Source organism: Bombella favorum (assembly GCF_014048475.1).
GTDB classification, from domain to species: Bacteria; Pseudomonadota; Alphaproteobacteria; order Acetobacterales; family Acetobacteraceae; genus Bombella; species Bombella favorum.
The window spans coordinates 231,349-249,837 of the sequence record NZ_NWUS01000002.1 but is presented as its reverse complement, the minus strand read 5'-3'; the positions used below and the strand labels follow the sequence as shown (position 1 = coordinate 249,837).

18 protein-coding genes are annotated in these 18,489 nt (G+C 56.1%); 13 read left to right on the top strand and 5 right to left on the bottom strand.

Annotated elements, in window-relative coordinates; all coding sequences use genetic code 11:
* Nucleotides 1-82: 82 nt before the first annotated feature.
* From CPA57_RS06380 to flgF, 3 genes are all read right to left on the bottom strand, one after another.
* Nucleotides 83-1,168 (bottom strand): flagellar biosynthesis protein FlgL, encoded by a 1,086-nt coding sequence (locus tag CPA57_RS06380; RefSeq protein ID WP_182081996.1) that lies wholly within the window; start codon nucleotides 1,166-1,168, stop codon nucleotides 83-85.
* 71 nt (nucleotides 1,169-1,239) lie between these two features.
* Nucleotides 1,240-2,787 (bottom strand): flagellar hook-associated protein FlgK, encoded by a 1,548-nt coding sequence (gene flgK / locus CPA57_RS06375; RefSeq protein WP_182081995.1) that lies wholly within the window; start codon nucleotides 2,785-2,787, stop codon nucleotides 1,240-1,242.
* Nucleotides 2,788-2,951: 164 nt separating this feature from the next.
* Nucleotides 2,952-3,707, bottom strand: coding sequence for a flagellar basal-body rod protein FlgF (flgF, locus tag CPA57_RS06370; protein WP_182081994.1), 756 nt, complete (start codon nucleotides 3,705-3,707; stop codon nucleotides 2,952-2,954).
* Nucleotides 3,708-3,969: 262 nt separating this feature from the next.
* On the opposite strand from flgF, the gene flgG reads away from it, so the two are divergent.
* The 12 genes from flgG to fliP all read left to right on the top strand — a co-directional run bounded on the left by flgG (nucleotide 3,970) and on the right by fliP (nucleotide 13,575).
* Complete coding sequence (gene flgG, locus CPA57_RS06365; RefSeq protein ID WP_043558144.1) at nucleotides 3,970-4,758, top strand: flagellar basal-body rod protein FlgG; 789 nt, start codon at nucleotides 3,970-3,972, stop codon at nucleotides 4,756-4,758.
* Between the two features lie 58 nt (nucleotides 4,759-4,816).
* Nucleotides 4,817-5,839, top strand: coding sequence for a flagellar basal body P-ring formation chaperone FlgA (gene flgA / locus CPA57_RS06360; RefSeq protein ID WP_182081993.1), 1,023 nt, complete (start codon nucleotides 4,817-4,819; stop codon nucleotides 5,837-5,839).
* Complete coding sequence (gene flgH, locus CPA57_RS06355; protein ID WP_077396097.1) at nucleotides 5,836-6,582, top strand: flagellar basal body L-ring protein FlgH; 747 nt, start codon at nucleotides 5,836-5,838, stop codon at nucleotides 6,580-6,582. Before flgA ends, flgH begins: the two co-directional genes overlap by 4 nt.
* A 154-nt stretch (nucleotides 6,583-6,736) precedes the next feature.
* Nucleotides 6,737-7,237: a bactofilin family protein gene (locus CPA57_RS06350; RefSeq protein ID WP_182081992.1), complete on the top strand. Its 501-nt coding sequence runs from the start codon at nucleotides 6,737-6,739 to the stop codon at nucleotides 7,235-7,237.
* Entirely contained in the window at nucleotides 7,237-7,854 is a 618-nt protein-coding gene (locus CPA57_RS06345) for a MotE family protein (protein WP_182081991.1), read from the top strand. Before CPA57_RS06350 ends, CPA57_RS06345 begins: the two co-directional genes overlap by 1 nt.
* A gap of 10 nt (nucleotides 7,855-7,864) precedes the next feature.
* On the top strand, nucleotides 7,865-8,248 hold the full coding sequence (locus CPA57_RS06340) for a hypothetical protein (protein ID WP_229709307.1): 384 nt from the start codon (nucleotides 7,865-7,867) through the stop codon (nucleotides 8,246-8,248).
* 177 nt (nucleotides 8,249-8,425) lie between these two features.
* Nucleotides 8,426-10,057 carry a flagellar basal-body MS-ring/collar protein FliF gene (gene fliF, locus CPA57_RS06335; protein WP_229709306.1) on the top strand — a complete coding sequence of 544 codons (1,632 nt, stop codon included), beginning with the start codon at nucleotides 8,426-8,428 and terminating at the stop codon, nucleotides 10,055-10,057.
* Between the two features lie 12 nt (nucleotides 10,058-10,069).
* A complete protein-coding gene (locus CPA57_RS06330; protein ID WP_182081990.1) occupies nucleotides 10,070-11,155 on the top strand; it encodes a flagellar motor switch protein FliG in 1,086 nt (361 codons plus the stop codon).
* Nucleotides 11,152-11,931, top strand: a complete 780-nt coding sequence (locus CPA57_RS06325; protein ID WP_182081989.1) for a FliH/SctL family protein — start codon at nucleotides 11,152-11,154, stop codon at nucleotides 11,929-11,931. The genes CPA57_RS06330 and CPA57_RS06325 overlap by 4 nt, the downstream gene beginning before the upstream one ends.
* A 2-nt stretch (nucleotides 11,932-11,933) precedes the next feature.
* The gene (gene fliN, locus CPA57_RS06320) at nucleotides 11,934-12,311 is read left to right on the top strand and encodes a flagellar motor switch protein FliN (RefSeq protein WP_229709305.1); all 378 of its coding nucleotides are present in this window, start codon (nucleotides 11,934-11,936) and stop codon (nucleotides 12,309-12,311) included.
* Nucleotides 12,308-12,712 carry a hypothetical protein gene (locus CPA57_RS06315; protein ID WP_182081988.1) on the top strand — a complete coding sequence of 135 codons (405 nt, stop codon included), beginning with the start codon at nucleotides 12,308-12,310 and terminating at the stop codon, nucleotides 12,710-12,712. The genes fliN and CPA57_RS06315 overlap by 4 nt, the downstream gene beginning before the upstream one ends.
* The gene (fliP, locus tag CPA57_RS06310; RefSeq protein ID WP_229709304.1) at nucleotides 12,709-13,575 is read left to right on the top strand and encodes a flagellar type III secretion system pore protein FliP; all 867 of its coding nucleotides are present in this window, start codon (nucleotides 12,709-12,711) and stop codon (nucleotides 13,573-13,575) included. Before CPA57_RS06315 ends, fliP begins: the two co-directional genes overlap by 4 nt.
* Before the next feature lie 12 nt (nucleotides 13,576-13,587).
* Here fliP and CPA57_RS06305 read toward each other — a convergent pair whose 3' ends face one another.
* Together CPA57_RS06305 and flhA are read right to left on the bottom strand one after the other, a co-directional pair.
* Nucleotides 13,588-14,418, bottom strand: a complete 831-nt coding sequence (locus CPA57_RS06305) for a hypothetical protein (RefSeq protein WP_182081987.1) — start codon at nucleotides 14,416-14,418, stop codon at nucleotides 13,588-13,590.
* A gap of 45 nt (nucleotides 14,419-14,463) precedes the next feature.
* Nucleotides 14,464-16,665, bottom strand: a complete 2,202-nt coding sequence (gene flhA, locus CPA57_RS06300) for a flagellar biosynthesis protein FlhA (protein WP_182081986.1) — start codon at nucleotides 16,663-16,665, stop codon at nucleotides 14,464-14,466.
* A gap of 186 nt (nucleotides 16,666-16,851) precedes the next feature.
* On the opposite strand from flhA, the gene CPA57_RS06295 reads away from it, so the two are divergent.
* Entirely contained in the window at nucleotides 16,852-18,486 is a 1,635-nt protein-coding gene (locus CPA57_RS06295; RefSeq protein ID WP_182081985.1) for a tetratricopeptide repeat protein, read from the top strand.
* The last annotated feature ends 3 nt before the right edge of the window (nucleotides 18,487-18,489 follow it).

Below are 18,489 nucleotides of genomic sequence, written 5' to 3'. Positions count from 1 at the left end.
TGCGTCCCGCCTGAAACACCAAGGCCACCCACCTGCTCAAGCGGTGAATGGCCCGTTTTTTCATACTCGTGGGGGATGGAGTTTAGAGATAATCGGCGAGTGACATATTTTTGGTATCGGCGATGAGAGAGAAAGAGGCTTTTAGCTGGAGGGTGAGATCGGAAGACCGGGATGCCACTTCAGCAAGATTGACGTTGAGACCATTGGAGAGCTGTCCCTTCACCATCAGCTGAAGGCTGGAATAGATACCCTGCTGCTTGGTCAGGGTGTTCTGTGTCACACCGACGCTGGTATTCATGTCGATGAGCTGATTGGTTGTCTTGCCCAATGAATCGTGTAGTTGGCGGACAAGGCTGGTAAAGCCGGGTGTGGTCGAGGCCATCCCTTTCATGGAGGTCATGATCATCATGTCCCGCATGAGGTCCCGTACGGGGGAGCCGGTGGAGGTGCTGCTGGCTTGCCCCCCTTCCGTGGCGACTGGCCCCGTCTGGACGCTGGAACCATCTGGCCCGATGATGGCAGAGGATTGGAGGCGACCAGCCTGATCGGCAGGCTGGGAAAGAGCCTGAGAAAAAACACTCATCCCCGTGCTGTTATCTGCGCTGGCGGTTGTAGCCTGACTGAAGACCTCGTTGCTGTTGCTATCATTAAGCCCAGAGACGAGGCGGGAAATCGTCTGCGCCAGCGGGCTGTTGCTGAGCGTTGAAGGCGATGTGACAGGGGCTGTGGATGTGTTCTGGCCCGCAAAGATGAAGCCGTTTCCATCAGACGTGTTAAGGATTGTTCCAAGGCTGCTTAGGCCCATTCGTGCACTGTCGGCTGCGGTGGATGTGGCAGTGCTGGTGCTGCCTTCCGAGGAGAGCATTCCTAGCAGCTGGGTATTGAGGGATTGTGCAAGGTCAGTAACCTGTTTGAGAGCCGTGGAGCTGAGGGATAGGCGGCTTTGGACGGACGAGAGATTGTCTTGATAGCCATTTAGTTCAGCCAGTTTCGGGCTGAGGGACAGAATGGTCTGTTGGTCGCTCCCCAGTCCAGAAATGCTGGAGGATGTGGTCCCCTGTGAGGTCTGCCACGCAATGTCTGTCTGCTCGGATTCAATTTGCCTAATGCCCGCATTGAGGATCAGGTTTGTTCCGGCGGCACCATACTGGCTGACATTCATGCTCATGGGGCTGCACTCCTGTGTAGGTTGTGGGGTGGGAGGGGAAAACTACCCGGCTTGTGGGGCCGGGTAGGCTGTTAGTGGACGGCATCCAGCAATGTGCTGAACATGGACTGCACCATGGAGACGACCTTGGCATTGGCCGAGTAGGAGTTTTTTAGGGCCACAATGGCAGCCATCTGGCTGTTGACGTCTACACCGGAAACAGAAGAAACCTTGGTGGAAAGAGAGGTCTGTATGGATGTGGCCGTGGAGAGGGTGCTGCTGGTCTGGCTAATCACCCCTGCCTGACTAGTGGTGAGGGATGTAGCCAGTTGGACGAGGCTTTGCGTTCCATCGTAGCCTGTGGCCTGTGTGCCATCCGGCCCGAGGGCGGAGGATGGCGCAGCCAGTGCCCCGGATGTGGCTTCTAGGCTTCCACTCATGGCTTTGCTGAGGACGGCATTGGCAAGTGTGCTGCTGTGACCGTCCGGTCCATCTGCTGTCAGCAGGGATGGGGTCTTCTGATAAGTGTCAGAGACGGAGAGTTGGGAGGAAAGCCCGACCAGTCCTGCTGGTGCCGTTTTCGTTGGATCGCTGGAGAGAGACTGTGCGCTGCCATTGGTGAAGAGGGGCACCCCCGCAGTGTTGAAACGGTTGATGAGTGTGTAGGAGAAGGCATCAAGCTGCGCTTGCATTTGCGGGTAGGTTGAGTCCCGCAGGGTCAGGTTCGCTCCCAATGTTCCATCTGTCAGATGGGAGGTGATGTCTTTCCCGGCCAGCATGATGCCCGACACACCCTGATCGCTGCCATCTGTGGCATGGTACATGCTGGGGCTTAGGGTAGCCGTGGCTTTTGTGGAAAGAGGCCATGTTGTGCTGGGGGCTAGGAACTGCCCATCAGAGAGGCCAAGCTGGTCCGGCCGTGTTGGCAAGCGTGTGCCGTCCTGCGTAGTGACCTGCATGTCTCCATTTGGCTTCTCGGTGAAGTTAACCCCTAGCTTGTTGGAGAGGCTCTGCATGGCCTCTAGGCGTTTGTTGGCGAGGTCTGCCGTATCGGCGTGAGAGCTGCGGGCTAGCATGATTTGTTGGGAAAGCTGCCCGATTGTGGTCAGGTCGGTATTGATGCCAGAGACTGTACTGGTGACGGCATCCTGTGCGCTTTGACGCTGAGCCTGATAGACCGAGGACAGGGTATGGATGTTGCTGACAAGAGTCTGCGCAGCGGAAATGACACCCTGTTGTGATGCACTGTTCTGCGGTGTGTTGGAGAGACTGACGAACGCCGTGCTGACATTCTGGAGATTGTTGGTCAGCGTGCCGATGGTATTGGCCCCATCAGACCCCGTTGTGGTTCCCTGCACGGCAGAAACGGCAGCAAGGGAGTTGCTGGTGGCTGTTAGCCCGGAGACATGGGCATTCTGCTGATACAACGCATCCTGAAGGGGTTTGGAGATGTTCAGCCGATTGGCGGTTGAGGTTGTGCCAACCCCCACACCGGAGACGACTGTGGAGGATGTGTTGGCGGTCTCCGAAACATAACCCGGCGTGGATGCATTGGTAACATTGTTGGATGCTGTGGAAAGCTCGTTCTCAATCGTCTTGAGACCGGATGTGGCAATATTGAGGGACAGGCCAAGATCCATGGTTTCAGTCTTTCTCCCGGAGTGAGGGACTGGCCCTACGGCCAGACACGTCTGGATGATGGTCCAGCGACGTCATCCACATCTCACCCTAAGGTTCTGAGTTTAAGGGAAGTTAAATACAAAGCCTGTATTTGTTAAATAGGCCTTGAAATGGCTAAAATTAGCTACGCCGTTACCTCTGTCGCAATCTTGTCGATGGCGTTCAGCCTGCGAGTGAATTCCGTCTGAAGTAGCTGGAAGTTGAGGTCATATTCCCGTTGGGTTTTGATCATTGCTGTGGTCTCTTCCACGGCATTCACGTTGCTGGATTCCAGCATGCCTTGGCGAATCTCTTGGGCAGGCACAGCGCGCAGGTCATTTTCATTGGCTGGGCGGAGGAGATGATTCCCTTCAGCATGAAGCGTATTGGGGTTATCAACCGTCGCAAGGCCGAGGCGGGTTATGTCGCCTTTTTCTGTCGAGATGATGCCATCCGCACCAATGCCAAGGGGAAGAACTTGGTCATCAGGGGTCAGGGTGATGGGTTGGCGCTGGTCGTCCAGCAAGGCATTACCTAGGGAATCGACCAGGGTTCCATCATCACTACGGTGGAACTGTCCGTTGCGGGTCAGCCGGATTCCCTGCTGGGTGCGGACCATGAAATAACCAGACCCGTTGATGGCAAGGTCTAGTGGGTTGCCTGTCTGGCGCAGTTCACCCTGAAGCATATCCATATAGGTGGATCTGTCCTGATTGTAGGTCAGGGTCTTTTCACCATTAATGAGCTGATCACCATGCTGGCGGGATAGATAGTCAGAAAATAGAACCCGCTGTTCTTTAAAGCCATCCGTGCTGCTGTTGGCCAGATTATTGGCCGTAACCTCCAGCCCTCGTGTCAGCGCATCAATGCGCGAAAGGGCGAGATAACCGGTCACATCCATGGAGACTGTTCCTAAAGGTTATATCATGACAAGAATAGAGACATCATGCCATCTGTTCATGCTTTATGGAAGAGTATCCCATCATTTGAACATTAATATATGGCTTAATTAATGATTTATTCTTACAATTAACCTTGATAATGGTTTTTGTGTCGGTTTATGGGGGAGGCACGGTTAATGTGTTTTCTGTGCCTGCCATTGTCAGGGTGGCCTTGCGTTGCTGGAAACGTGGGTGATGGCAGAGTTGTGAGGATGTTCATTTATGCTGAGATCACTTGATGTTGCATCAACGGGTATGCAGGCCCAGTCCACCAATGTGGAAACCATATCCCACAACATCGCCAATATGACGACGACCGGCTACAAGCGACGCCGGGCTGAGTTCCAGGACCTGATTTATCAGGACCTGCGCCGGGTCGGGACGATGAGTTCCGATACCGGGTACCGGGTGCCTGCTGGGGCACAGGTGGGTCTGGGTGTGCGCACGGCGGCGATCTATCGCATTAATGAGCAAGGCACATTGTCGCAAACTGGCAATGCGCTGGACCTCGCCGTAGAGGGTCGGGGGTATTTCCGTATTCTTCTGCCGAATGGGGAATATGCCTATACCCGTGATGGCACATTCTCCCTTTCTCAGGATGGCACGATCGTGACGGCGGATGGCTACCCGCTGACTCCGAATATTTCCATCCCCAACAATGCCGAGAACATCACCATCGACCAGACCGGACAGGTGCAATACACGCTTTCCGGGCAGCCGAATTCTCAGGTCGCCGGACAGATCCAGTTGACGACCTTCCAGAACGAGAATGGTCTGGCCGCTATGGGGCAGAACCTGTTTACAGAAACGACTTCCTCGGGTGACCCCATCATTGGTAACCCGGAGACAACAGGTTTTGGGACTATCCGCCAGGGTTTTGTTGAGGAATCGGCTGTTAATGCGGTGACGGAAATTACTGATCTCATCACGGCACAGCGTGCCTATGAGATGAACAGTAAAAGCATCACGGCTTCTGATGAGATGCTCCAGACACTGACCAACCTGCGCTAAGGGCTGGAGCAGCATGGCTTTTCTCGGCACTGGATATTGGAGAGGCGGACGGCGCTTTTTGCTGGCTTTTTCTCGGCTGGGTGTGGGGCTGGTTCTGGCTGGTGGGGTGGCTTCAGGGTCGCTCATGGCGGCCACTTTGCGGCCTTCCGGTGTGGTCCATGGCTCTTCCGTCTATTTGTCCGATGTTTTCGATGGGCTGGGTGCAGGGCAGGACCGACTGCTTGGCCCCGCTCCTGCACCGGGTAAGAGCATCACTATTGGGGGCAGCCAGCTTATCGCATTGGCGGATCAGTATGGTGTGGACTGGGATGACCAATCATCATCCACCAGTCTGACATTGACCAGAGCCGGGCATGTGCTGGGGAGGGAGGATTATGCCGCTCTCGTCCGCAAGGCGATCTCGCAGGATGAGGGCGGTGGCAGCATCGTGGTGGATGTGACCAGTTTTACGCCGCTCGTTGCTGGTGAGAACGAATCAGACCCAGCTACGCTTATGAATCTGAACTGGGACCATAAGACGGGGCTTTTTTCCGCCACCGTGCAGCCTGCTCATTCTGTGGGAGAGATGGGGGCGGGCAGTTTCCCGTTGCGGGGTAGTATCCGCCCGGTACAGCCGGTGATGGTGTATGACCACGCTTTGCCATCTGGTCATATCATCCAGCCAGACGATATGCATATGGACCCAGCTTTTACAGGAACTGTGCCTCCCTTAGCCCGCTCTTTGCCAGAGCCGGAGAAGATGATCGGTATGGCACTTGTCCGCACGGTTGGAACAGGGCAGCCCGTGCAGGGGACAGACCTGCGGCGGGCCGTTTTGGTGCATCGGGGGGACCCGGTCCTGCTCAGCTATAACAGCACCGGTATCCGCCTGACCGCTACGGGTAGAGCTTTGGAGGATGGCGGGAGTGGTCAGTTCATCCATGCCCTGAATCTGGGGAGCCGGATGGTCCTCATCGGCAAGGTCATGGCCTCTGGTGAGGTGCGGGTTGATGCATCCTCCACAGCCATTCCCCCAGATTCGGAAGAAGTGAAACGTCTTGGCATCAATAACTTGATGCTGGGTGATGGGAGCCGGCCATGATCCATTCCTTCCGCAAGGGTTTTAGGATGGCAGGCCTTGCCACTACCCTGCTTGGGTTGACGGGCTGTATGGGGGCAGAGACGCTTAGTGAGTTGGGGCATCTCCCCCGGATGACACGGACAGCCGATCCCACTTTAGCACCAGATTATCGCCCCGTAACCATGCCGACCCCGCCGCTTCAGGCCCCGCCGACTGAAGCCGGAAGCCTCTGGCGGCCGGGAAGCCGTGCCTTTTTTAAGGACCAACGGGCGGCACAGGCGGGAGACCTTCTGACTGTGAAAATCCAGGTGGCTGATACGGCCAACGTGACCAACAATACGACAGCATCCGGCAGTGGTGCCGAAGCCTTCGGGATTCCGAGTTTCTTCGGCCTGAAGGGGGGGCTTATGTCTCATCTGACGAGTACTGATGCTCTTCAGACGAACAGCTCTAGTTCCAATAACGGGGCGGGGACGATCCGGCGTATTGATACGGTCACGCTGACATTAGGAGGTGTCATCACGCAGGTTCTGCCTAATGGTAATTTTGTGGTCGTGGCCCGGCAGGAAGTCCGGGTAAATGGTGAGCTGAGGCAGATCATGGTCAGTGGCGTGGTGCGACCGCAGGATATTTCGGAAGATAATATCGTAACGCATGACCGTATTGCCGAGGCTCGTATTTCTTACGGCGGGCGGGGGCAGCTTTCGCAGTATCAGCAGCCCCGGTACGGGCAGAAGGTGTTGGATAGCGTTCTTCCTTTCTGATGGCACAGCCATGAAAAGAACTTGATATGATCATGCCTACAAGGTTTATTAATTGACTAACCTTAAGGTATGTTCCTAATATTCGCCTTAAATGGCCTTCGTTTAGCCTGTCTGGCATGGCCATAATGATGGCGTAAAAATAAAGGGGTAGTGAATGTCGGATTCAAAACAGCCGGAAGGCTTCATTCCCAGCGGTCTGGTTGTAGATAATCTTTGCGGGACCTTGGAAGGGAGCCTGACTATCGCCGGTGAAGTAGAGCATGTCGAGCTTCAGGCTGGCCAGCTCTGCGTCACAGAAACGGGCGTTATGAAGGATGGTCAGGTAGAAGCGACATCCATCATCATTGATGGTAGCGTATCCGGTGTGACCTTCACAACGCCGCGTCTTTCTGCCGGGGCCGGTGCTCGTATTTCGGATTGCGTGATTGAGATGGGGAGCCCGACAGGCTGTGCCATCCATGAGGATGCCCATTTTGAAGGCGATGTGCGTATTTCTGTTTCTCGTAAGGGAGGAGCCAGAAAGGCTGACGCCAGCAAGGTAGAGCCGCAGGCTAGCATACCGGCTGGGGATGATGAGCCAGACCTGCATTGGCCTTCCCAGACGCCTGATATCAGCGAGGCGGATCAGGACGCTGACATTCCACTGGGGGGCTGATGCTCAGCAGGCGTTTCCATCACTATAAGGGCTGGTCCTTCTTCTGCATGATGCTGACGCTGCTCGGCGGGATGCCAACCGTGCGACCTGCCATAGCAGCGGGAGGTGATGCCTTGCCTGCCGATGGGGTGGAGCAGCAGATGCAGGAGCAGCAGCGCATTTTGGGCTCGGCCCGCAAGGCACTGGAGATTCGTTTCCATCTGCTGAATCAGTCCATGGCTGATCTGTCTGACCATGTGGATAATCACAAGCTGGTCCCGCAGGAGGCAGCAGCCCGGCTGGTAGGTATCTACGAGGCAATGCGCCCTCGTGAGGCAGCGGCAGTTTTCAATGTGATGGACCCGCATGTGCTTATTGCCATTGCCGCCTCTATGAACATCCGCAAGCTCTCTGGCATCATGGCCCATATGACACCGGACCGGGTGAATCTGGTGTCGCAGTATTTAGGGGGCGTTCGGCATTTTCATCATGCCGTTCTCTCCGTTCCCGTTGCCTTTGGTGATGGAGGCGTGAACCTGCCAGCCGGACAGGATGCCGTGTCGTCGGATGGTACGGTGGATCATATACAGTATGAGACCATGTCCCAGCACGGGCCTCTGTTGCCCTCACGGCAGTGATGGGACTGTCATGAAAGAGAAACGAATGATGAGGCGGCTTTGCTCCGTTCATGGTCTGTGGCGGCGTATGTTGGTCATGCTGCCTGTTGTTGCTGGGCTGTCAGCCTGTGCGCCGGATTATCTCGCCAGTAAACTGACAGGGCGGGACTGTCAGGCCGGTTATCTGGCCGAGGGAGAAGATTGGTGCAACCCACCGGAACGTGTCTTGCCCCCTCAGCCTTACTGCACACAGAGTTGGAATGGTGTTGATTGCTGGGCACGGCCAGAACTGACTCCCAACATGGCTCATGAAGTTTACGAAGGGCCACGAGGATTGACGACACAGCAGAATGCAAATCGCCTCATGATGCCGGAAGGCAAAGTGCCGCCTTCCAATCCGTATTACGCTCCTTAAAGGTTTATTTGCAAAAGTTGCCACAATTAACCTTTATATCTACTTTACACGCCATCATAGCAAGGTTAATTGGTGGTGTAGTTAAGGTGTCCTCTTCCGAGTAGGGCGGATTATGGTGAATACCGGAAACAGCATGTCTGGCGTCCGGGGTGAAAGCAGCAGGTAGATACCCGTCATATGCAGTTTGATAAGCTCCGTTTGCCGAAGATCATGGAAGGGCTGAAGAGTCTGGGCCGTATGCGGCTTGCAGCCCTTGGGGTTGTCGGTGTGCTTCTTCTGCTGTCTTTGGGGGTGATTGCTTTCCATAATCGATCAGAGCCAATGGCTCTGCTTTATGGTGATTTGGAGCTGAATGAAGCCGCCGAGATGGTGGATGATCTGGCTAAGGCTCATATTCCGACAACAACAGGGCCGGATGGTCGCAGCCTGTACGTTCCAGGTAATGATGTGGCGCAGGCTCGTCTTCTGCTGGCAAAGGCCGGTCTACCCGGTGGTGGTGCCGTAGGGTATGAACTCTTTGATAAGAGCGGCACGCTGACCAGTACCCAGTTTGAACAAGGCATTAATGAAACCAGAGCGCTGGAAGGTGAGCTGGAGCGGTCTATTCGTTTAATTCATGGCGTGCGGAACGTGCGGGTTCATCTTGTTCTACCGCATCGTGATCTTTTCTCTACAGAAACGAATCCTTCTCAGGCGAGCGTCATTTTGGATGTAGGCCGGTCTGGTGCCGTATCGGAAGATGCAATTGCGGCGATCCAGAATCTGGTGTCGGCTGCTGTGCCGGGGTTGCGGACACACGGCATTTCTATTGTGGATACACGAGGTGACGTGCTGGCTCGTCCGGGTGATCCGGACAGTCTCGCCGGGCAGGAATCTTCGCTCGAGAAGCAGCGTCATTCCGAGGAGCAGCGACTTGCGCAGGCGGTGGAAGATATCCTAACGCCCACGCTGGGTATGGGGCATGTTCGGGCCCGTGCCGCCGTAACCATGAATACGGACATCATTCATGAGACGGATGAATCCTACGACCCCAACCAGCAGGTTCTACGCTCTCAGAGTACGAGTACGGACAAGAGTGCCAATACCGAAGCCAACCAGAATACCAGCGTAGGTAATAACCTACCGAATGCTAATGCAGGCAATAATCGTACTGGCTCCAGCGAGGAGCGGACGGACGAGACCAACAATTATGAGATCGGCAAACGGACCCGTGTCATTAATCAGACCCGGCCTCGTGTGTCCCGTATTAGTCTTGCTGTCATGGTCGATGGAACAGTCACGACCGATAAGGCAGGTAAGCCATCGTGGAAGCCGTTGGATGAGACAGAGGTCAAACGGCTGACCCAGCTTGTGCAGACGGCTATCGGGTACGATAAGGCCCGAGGGGATGAGGTTAATGTGGTGTCTATGCCGTTCCGTGTGGATGGCGGGGCTGATCTGCCTCAGCAAGATACGCCATTCTTCACCCGGGAGATGATGATCTATTTGGCGGAATGGATTGTCCCCATTCTGCTTCTTCTGGGGGCCGCTGCTATGCTGCTCGGGCCCATCCTGCGCCGTGCCCGCAAGGGAGCTGAAACAGATGGTACCGCCACCGGTGGCTCTGCGGCCGGAGCCGGCGGAGGTTCTGCCGAGGGTGAGGCAGGACGTAGCGACCGCATTAGTGTGGAAGGGGTGGAAGGCGAGATGCGCCGTGAGGCCCTGGCCCGTGTGGTGCAGCGTGTTGAAGAGAATCCTGAAGACGCCATCGCTGTTGTTCGCAACTGGCTGGCTGAGCCGGAGCCCCCCAAACAGGCGGCAGAAAGCTGAGGAGACGCAACCATGGCAGAACAGGCACTCCCTGCGGAGGCAGGCAATGAAGTTTCATCATCCAGCGTGGCACCACCCAGCTTGACGGCAGGGATGAGCGGTAGCCGGAAGGCTGCGATCTTGATGTTGGCCATTGGGCAGGAACATTCTGCCCGTATTTTCCGTTCCCTTCAGGAAGATGAGGTGCGGGATATTTCGCGGGCTATGTCGTCTCTGGGGCTGGTTAAGGCCTCGATTGTGGAGGCTGTCTGTAGCGAATTCTCGCAGAAATTCGCAAGTTCGGATGGTTTTGTTGGTAGTTACGAAACGACAGAAGATTATCTGAAGCGTGCCCTCCCGGCTGAAATGGTCGAGAAGATTATGGAGGACATTAGGGGGCCTTCTGGGCGGAGTGTCTGGGCAAAGATGGGCAATATGCCCGAAACAGCTCTTGCCAATTATCTGCGTAACGAACAGCCGCAGACGGTCGCTGTTATTCTGAGTTACATTTCACCGGCCCATGTGGCCCGTGTTCTTTCACTCTTCCCGGAAGACTTCGCTACGGATGTCATCATGCGCATCTTGCATATGAGCCCGGTTAGCAAAGATGTGTTGGAGAGTTTGGAAACAACCTTGCGCAAGGAACTTATTACTGCCTTTGGTCGTTCCACAAAGCGGGACAGCTACGCTTTTGTGGCGGAGGTATACAATAATTTCGATCGGAAGACCGAAGCACTCCTGACAGAACAGCTTGGCCGCCGGAGCGAGGAAGATATGGAGAAGGTGAATAAGCTGAAATTCACCTTCGATGACATTAAGCGTCTGACACCGGATGATATGATGCGTGTTATGGCTGCCATCAATCGTGATGGTGAGGCCAAAAGCAGGCTGCCTCTGGCCCTTAAGGGTACGAATGAGGGCATTCGTCAGCTCTTCTTTGGCTGTGTTTCCAAACGTGCCGCTGGCCTTCTGGAAGATGAGATCCGAGGGCTGGGGGCTGTCCGTATGAGGGATGCTGAAGCAGCCCAGATGGAGCTTATTACCCTTATCAAGACAATGGCTAATGATGGGGAAATTGATATTTCGCCCTCCTCTTCCGATGATGAGATCATCGAGTGACGCCAATGGGACAGGATGTGCAGCATCAAACAGGCTTGGAGGCTACGTCTTTTGCCGGGAGCCGGGCTTTCAGTGATAGTTTGGAGGATTTTTCCGCTCATGATCCTGTCATGTTGGCAGGTGTGGAGCAGGGGGATGATGAGGCTGATCAGGAGGAGGAAGCCCCTACTGCGGAGCCGGTTGTCACGCTCCATCCCGATGAGTTGGAGCAGTTAAAACGGGATGCCTGGCAGCAGGGACATGATGCGGGCGAGCAGGCAGCTGGTCAGCAGCTTTCCGGCCAGATGGCAGAGGCTGTGCGGCAGGTTCTGGCCTTCATGGAGGAAGAAGAAAGCCGCCGTCATGACATTGCGACACAGATGGCTGATTTGTTTGTGCAGGGCGTATGCCAGACGGTGGAAGAGTTGGTCGCTGGTGATTTGTCCCGCACAAAACTGGGCCGCCATCTGGCAGAGGATGCCGCCGCACTTGTCCGGCGGTGTGAGGGGCCGGTCAGTCTGACCTGCTCGGGAGCGGATGAGGCCGCTTTACGGGCTGCATTGGCCGGGTTGAAGGGTGTGTCCCTGCATGTGGAAGCGGACCGGCAGATGGGACATCTCACAGTTGCAGCAGAAGAGACACGAATTGTTCTGGACAAGCAAAAATGGGCGGAGGGGGTTCGCCAGCGTGTGGAGGATGCCATGCAGGCCCTAACCCGCCCACCCGCTGCGGAGGCTCGCCCCGCAGTCAACCCGCCCACGGATGAAGAACAGACAGCAGAGCATGAAGGAGAGTAACGATGGCAGAGGATAACAACACAGCTGAAACGGCGCAGCAGACGCACGCACCAGAGGTCGATCTGGCTGATTTTGCCTCGGATGTGCAGGAAGAGGGCAGAACCTTACATGACACCCAGCAGGAAAAGGAACGGGAGCGGGAAGCGATCCTCGATGTTCCAGTCAAGATTACGGCTGTTGTGGGTGATGTGAAAATGCCGGTCCGGGACCTTGTACGTCTTGGCCGCGGTGCTGTGGTGCCGTTGAATCGTAAACTTGGTTCCTCCATTGATATTTACGCCAATGACAGGCTGATCGCCCGTGGTGAAATCACCATCATTGAGGATGATAACATCGCCGTGACAATGACGGAGATCATGTCTTCATCCGCTAGCACATGATGGTAGCCCCCGGTGGAGAGACGCACGGTTCTGGTGCCATGATGCACGCTGTCATGGGTTTTCACATGAACCCGCTTCTAGCCCTTTTGCTTGTCGTAGGGCTGATTTTTATCACTCCTTGGTGTGTGCGGCGGCTGAAGCACCGTATGCCAGCCTTGCTGAACGATGGCGGCATGAAGGAACGTGCCCTGAAGGTGCAGGAAGCTATCCCCCTGGGGACGAAACGGACCCTGTTCTCCGTAGCTGTCCGGGATGCAGAAGGGCGGCGGGCGACAGCCATTATTCTGACAGGTGGCCCGTCTGATCTGTGCGTCGGTTGGTTGGGGGCTGGTGCGGGTCCTACGGCAGAATCATGCCCTACGGGACGAGCAGGACAGGGACAGAGGCGGGAGATGACATGATGGCGGACTGTGCGATGGAAGGCCGCCTGGCCTCTGAGAGCAGGGTAAAAATAGCAGTGGTTTGGCGGCGTCTGCGGCGGGCTGTGCTGTTAGGGGCGGTAGGGGTGTTTGGTCTAGTAGGGGCTATCACGCTGCTGTGTTTTTTAGCTCATCCGGCTACAGCGCAATCCGTTACGCTGGACATGGGAAAAGGTGGTGGCATTGGTGAGGCCGGGACAACAAGCCGCCTCATCCAGCTTACAGCCCTTGTAGCGTTTCTGTCTCTAGCCCCCAGTCTGCTGGTGATGATGACAGCCTTCACACGCATTATCATCACGCTCTCCCTTCTGCGGAGTGCCATCGGTGCGCAGGGGACGCCGCCTAATATGGTGCTGGTGGCTCTGGCCTTGATCCTGACTTTGTTTGTCATGCAACCTACTTTGGAACGATCATGGCAGCAGGGCATTGAACCTCTGATGGATGGCCGTGTGGAAGAGATGGCTGGGCTTCAGGCAGCGGCGGAGCCGTTCCGGGATTTTATGATCCATAATGCCCGTCCGAATGATGTAGCCATCTTCTATCATCTGGCCGGGCTCAAGCCTCAGCCTGCACCAGCCAACGGGGTTGCACCACCTCCGCCGTGGCGGGTCATTGTTCCGGCCTTCATGGTTGGAGAGCTAAGTCGTGGGTTTGAGATGGGCTTTCTGCTCTATCTGCCTTTTTTGGTAATCGACCTTGTTACCTCTAGCGTGTTGATGAGCTTGGGCATGATGATGTTGCCCCCTCCGACCATTTCTCTACCTTTCAAGCTGATTTTCTTTGTGCTTGTGGATGGGTTTCAGATGGTATCGGGCGGGCTGGTTCGCAGTTTTGGCGGGGGATAGTCCCCGCCTTACTCACCCCGGCAGTACCAGAAGCCGCCGGGCAAGAATGGCAGGTGTCAGCTGGGTAAAGCCTTCATTGATGCTGCCGGAGTAGCTGCCATAGGTTAGGGACAGGCCGCAAGCTGCCGCTGTGATGATGCTGCCAATGCGGCCGGATTGTTCCATACGGCTGGCAATCATCGATTTTGCACCATATTGCTGGAAGGCAGCGGCAATGTCCGTACTTTCCTCCGGGTCCATCCCCGCCGGGATGACGAGGGAAAGGTTGGCTTCTGTGCGGGCTACGACATCTCTCATTTCTGTCATGGCCTTAGGGGAGTAGACGCAGAGCCCCGGCAAATCCACCAGAATGATGCGGTTATAGCTGTCGATAAAGCGGGGATTTATGCCGCCATAGGCCTTCATGAGGTCAATGTCGCAGCCACGCAGGATGGAGGCAAGTTTGATGTAACTGCCCGGCGTGCTGTCGCATGCGAGGACGAGGGGCCGCCTTATTCTGCCGCCAGACTGTCGGGCTTGTCGGGCATAGCGGGCGGCTAGTTTGGCTAGAGTTAGGGACTTGCCGGAGCCTGAGGCCCCCCCCAGTGCCATCGGCACCCCCAGTTGTAGGGGGAAAGGAGAAAAGTCGATCATACGTTCTAGCCCTGCGGCGAGACTGCTGCCCGCCATGGCGTTGATCAGCTCCTGCGGTATGGAATGCCACGCCAGAATGTCCGGGATGCTGAGGGCATTGGCCGGAAGGGCTACGTCTCCACTGGCTCCTGGTGCGCCATCTGGCCGGGCCGGGCCAGCAGAACCGGGAGGAAGCTGGTGGGAGGTCTGATAGGTGGAAAAGCTGCTCATGGGTCAGGGTCCGGTGTTGAGGGAGTTGTAATCTGTCGGGAGAATTCAGTTCACTGTAGCGACGGTACGGATACGGGTGCGGGGATAGATTTCTGCCTGCGCCATGACAGCGACCGAGGGGCGGATACGGTCTACGATCATCCGCACGGAATCCCGTGTGGCAGAGGTCGTGACGATAACGGGCATTTCCCCTAATGAGGCTGTTTGGTCGAAGGCACTACGCAGCGCCGTAACAAAGCGGTCCAGCATGGCCGGGGGCATGGCCAATGTGCGGTCATCACCCTGCCCAACCGTGTTGTTGAGGATGTTGCTCTCCCAGTCGGGGGAGAGGGTAATCATGGAGATACAGCCGGAGGCACCAACATAACTATTGCAGATTTGTCGGGCGAGACGGATGCGGACATGGGCTGTCAGCGCCTTGATGCCCTTGGCGGCGAGGGCGTGCCCTTCTTGTATGCTTTCCAGAATGGTGGGCAGGTCTCGGATGGAGATACGCTCCTGCAACAGCGATTGGAGGACACGCTGCACCGTGCTGAGTGAAACCTGTGAGGGGATGAGGTCATTGACGAGCTTTTGCTCTTCAGAGGGCAGGTCATCCAGTAGGGCTTGTGTAGCGGCATAGGTCAGCAGATCGCCCAGATTCTGGCTGATGGATTCCGTCAGGTGGGTGATGATGACGGTGACTGGGTCCACCACAGTATACCCCCAGTCTGTTGCCTGTTTCTTCAGGTCAGGATCAATCCATACGGCAGGCAGATTGAAGGAGGGCTCAGTTGTTTTCTCACCGGGCAGGGTGTTCTGGTCATTCTTGTGAGATGGGCAGATAGCTAGAAGATGATTGGGACGAACCTCCCCGGAAGCAATGTCAATCTCTTTGAGTTTGATGATATACTGGTCTGTCGCCAGCTGGATATTATCCTGAATCCGTACCGAGGGGGTAATGAAGCCCATATCCGCTGCCATCTTGCGGCGGAGTGCTTTGATCTGTTTGGTGATCTGGGCATTGTCGCCGCTGGCAAGCGGTAGCAGCCCGTAGCCGATTTCCAGCCGGAGGAGGTCAATCTTCAGAAGGTCGGAAATGGGCTGTGTCGTGGGGGCAGGCGGCTGGGTGAGGTCCTGCTCGCTTTCATCCTTTTGTGGTGTTTTATAACGGATCCACGCCCCGATCCCGGCAACAGCGGCAATCATAAGGAAGGGCAGGGCAGGCAGGCCGGGCATAACGGCAAACAGGGCCGACAGGGTGGCCGCAATGGCGAGCGGCTTGGCATTACCCCCAAGCTGACGGAAAAGCGTGACGTCTGCAGAGCCATCCGTCCCGCCTTTTGTGACGACAATACCAGCTGCTAGTGAGACCAGTAGCGCAGGAATCTGGGAGACCAGACCGTCACCGATGGTTAGGGTCGTGAAAGTTTTTGCCGCTTCACTGATAGGCATGTCATGGCGCAGCACACCAATGGTCAGCCCGCCAAGAATGTTGATGGCCGTGATAAGGATTCCCGCTATGGCGTCATTGCGGACAAATTTTGCCGCACCATCCATAGCGCCATAGAAGGCACTTTCCTCTTCCAGTTCCTTACGTTTGGATCGAGCCGCACGCTCATTGATGGCCCCAGAGGCGAGGTCGGCATCAATGGCCATCTGCTTGCCGGGCATGGCATCCAGAAAGAAGCGAGCCGAGACTTCGGCAATACGGCCCGACCCTTTGGTGATGACCATGAAATTCACCACCAGCAGGATACAGAAGACGATTCCGCCGATCACCACATCATTCCCCATGAGGAAGCCCCCGAAGGAGGCCACGACATGCCCGGCTGCAAAGGCTCCTTCATTCCCGTGGCTGAGGATGAGCCTCGTTGTGGCTACCTCCAGCGAGAGGCGGAACATAGTCGTCAGTAGGAGCAATGTCGGGAAGGAGGTGAAGTCCAGCGGACGCTCCAGAAACAGCGCCACCATGAGGATCAGCACCGAGGAGGTAATGGAAAGGGAGAGCCCGATATCTAGAATCAGAGTGGGAAGTGGTACGATGAGAATGGAGATCAGCAGGATCACGCCCAGAGCCAGCAGAATGTCCGTTCCGGGCAGGCGGGTGACAATCCCGGAGGCGGCACCATTCGGCCTGAAGAGTTCGGCGGGATTTCGTATTAAGCCGCTTATCCATCCCCCAAGGCCGCTAGCTTCTCCTGCACCAGTAGCCGCCTTGGGAGCAGAAGGGCCAGACTGCTGCGGAGAGGAAGAGGAAGCGGACATTGTCATCCTGACTGATGCTGTGCTGCCAGAGCCCCCCCCAGTTGTGGGAAAGGCCTGTAACAGGGTTTATTAAGGCATGTTATCTATGGATTTTTAATTTAACCATTAAAGCCTTGCCCATCAAGGCTTATAAGGACATGTTATTCTCATGAAATATGGCTTTTAAGGTCATTTAGGAATGAAACCATGAAGAAGGGCAGCAGGATGGTGCAAGTGGAACGGGGGGAGCACGTAGCCGGGACGGAGGATGAACAGAGTGCGCTAACACCACAGGAACTGACAGCCTACTGCCAGAAGCTGGTTGCCTGTGGTGAATTAGAACACGCTGTAGGGTTAGCCATACAGGCAGCACAGAGTACGCAGGATGTGCCCCTTATACTGGCTGCGGGGCTTTTTCTGAATCGGTTTTGCTCTCGATATGAGGTAGTGATTGCCGTATTCCGCAAGGCTTTGCTCCTGTTGCCAGAAACAGAACCGGCGATGGCTTCCGTGCGGGGCGAGATAAAGGTTTTTTTAGCGGATGCGCTCATGGCGGCGGGGCAGAGAGAGGAAGCTATGGCCCTCTTTATGGAGGTTGCCCAGACCCTGCCGGAACATCGGCCACTGGTAGGGGCGCATCTCTCTATGGCACTTCTGGAAGCTGGCATGGCCGATCAGGCCGAGCAGATATTGGCCGTATGGTTGCGGGATGAACCGCCTTCCATCTCGCTCTATAATAATATGGGCTGCGCGCTGGAACGGCTGAACCGCTCCCGGGAGGCACTAACCTACTACCGCCGGGGTATGGAACTATCTTCCCGGCATGAGACCGTATCCTTTGGCTATGCCATCGCCCTTCTGAAGGCTGGTGAGTACGAGGAAGGTTTTGCCCGTTATGTAAAGCGTGTGCCCCGTGTGCCTAGTCTCGAATGTTGGTTTTATCAGGACCTGCCACGGTTGACGAAGAATGTCCCACTCAAGGGAAAGAATATCCTCTTCTATCAGGAGCAGGGGCTGGGCGATACGATCCAGTTCATCCGCTTCCTGCCGCAGATTGCCCGTCAGGCGGGGCGGGTTACGCTGGCTGTTCCACCAGTGTTAGTCCGGCTACTGCGGGAGAGCTACCCTATGGTGGAGGTCTGCCCGATAACGGATATTCTGGATCATCCAGAATTGGCGGGCGAGTATGATTTTTCCTCTCCGATACCGGACCTTCCTTATTTTTGTGGCCTCAGAAGCCCCGCCGATGTCCCGGCCTTTAGTCCGTATTTGGAGGTTCTAGAACGGCGGCGGGATCATTTTGCCCATCTTGTGGAACAGGCCGTGGCACAGAATGGCCGTATAGATGGTCCATCACCTACCGGGCGGCGTTTGCGTGTGGGGTTGGTATGGGCCGGGGATGCCCGAACCAGTGCGGAAGATGTAGCGGCAGACCGGCGGAGATCCACCAGTTTTGCCGAAATGATGGAGGCGTTGGGCCCTGTGCAGGCTGATGTGTTTAGCCTGCAATATGGCTCCCGGCGTAAGGAGCTGGAACAGGCAGGCGGGCCGGTCGTGCATGATCTGATGGGGAGCGTGCAGGACATGGCCGATACGGCAGCCCTGATGGAAAGTCTGGACCTTGTCATTTCCGTAGATACGGCACCGCTGCATTTGGCGGGGGCACTGGGCCGGGAGGTTTGGCTTGTCAGTCGCTGGGATGCTTGTTGGCGGTGGGGGGATCAGGGGGAGCGGACCCCGTGGTACCCCACCATGCGTATCTTCCGGGCGCAGGAACTATCTTTGGCCCCGGTTCTGCAAGACGTAGGCCACCGCCTGCGACAGCGGATTATGGAGGCCTGAGGC

Excerpts from the sequence above, each read along its gene's own strand:
- CPA57_RS06330 (WP_182081990.1), top strand. The coding sequence starts at position 10,070 with ATGGCAGAACAGGCACTCCCTGCGGAGGCAGGCAATGAAGTTTCATCA.
- flgF (WP_182081994.1), bottom strand. The coding sequence starts at position 3,707 with ATGGATGTGACCGGTTATCTCGCCCTTTCGCGCATTGATGCGCTGACA.
- CPA57_RS06295 (WP_182081985.1), top strand. The coding sequence starts at position 16,852 with ATGAAGAAGGGCAGCAGGATGGTGCAAGTGGAACGGGGGGAGCACGTA.
- flgK (WP_182081995.1), bottom strand. The coding sequence starts at position 2,787 with ATGGATCTTGGCCTGTCCCTCAATATTGCCACATCCGGTCTCAAGACG.
- CPA57_RS06380 (WP_182081996.1), bottom strand. The coding sequence starts at position 1,168 with ATGAGCATGAATGTCAGCCAGTATGGTGCCGCCGGAACAAACCTGATC.
- CPA57_RS06345 (WP_182081991.1), top strand. The coding sequence starts at position 7,237 with ATGCTCAGCAGGCGTTTCCATCACTATAAGGGCTGGTCCTTCTTCTGC.
- CPA57_RS06350 (WP_182081992.1), top strand. The coding sequence starts at position 6,737 with ATGTCGGATTCAAAACAGCCGGAAGGCTTCATTCCCAGCGGTCTGGTT.
- fliF (WP_229709306.1), top strand. The coding sequence starts at position 8,426 with ATGCAGTTTGATAAGCTCCGTTTGCCGAAGATCATGGAAGGGCTGAAG.
- CPA57_RS06305 (WP_182081987.1), bottom strand. The coding sequence starts at position 14,418 with ATGAGCAGCTTTTCCACCTATCAGACCTCCCACCAGCTTCCTCCCGGT.
- flhA (WP_182081986.1), bottom strand. The coding sequence starts at position 16,665 with ATGTCCGCTTCCTCTTCCTCTCCGCAGCAGTCTGGCCCTTCTGCTCCC.
- fliN (WP_229709305.1), top strand. The coding sequence starts at position 11,934 with ATGGCAGAGGATAACAACACAGCTGAAACGGCGCAGCAGACGCACGCA.
- flgH (WP_077396097.1), top strand. The coding sequence starts at position 5,836 with ATGATCCATTCCTTCCGCAAGGGTTTTAGGATGGCAGGCCTTGCCACT.
- fliP (WP_229709304.1), top strand. The coding sequence starts at position 12,709 with ATGATGGCGGACTGTGCGATGGAAGGCCGCCTGGCCTCTGAGAGCAGG.
- flgG (WP_043558144.1), top strand. The coding sequence starts at position 3,970 with ATGCTGAGATCACTTGATGTTGCATCAACGGGTATGCAGGCCCAGTCC.
- CPA57_RS06340 (WP_229709307.1), top strand. The coding sequence starts at position 7,865 with ATGAAAGAGAAACGAATGATGAGGCGGCTTTGCTCCGTTCATGGTCTG.
- CPA57_RS06315 (WP_182081988.1), top strand. The coding sequence starts at position 12,308 with ATGATGGTAGCCCCCGGTGGAGAGACGCACGGTTCTGGTGCCATGATG.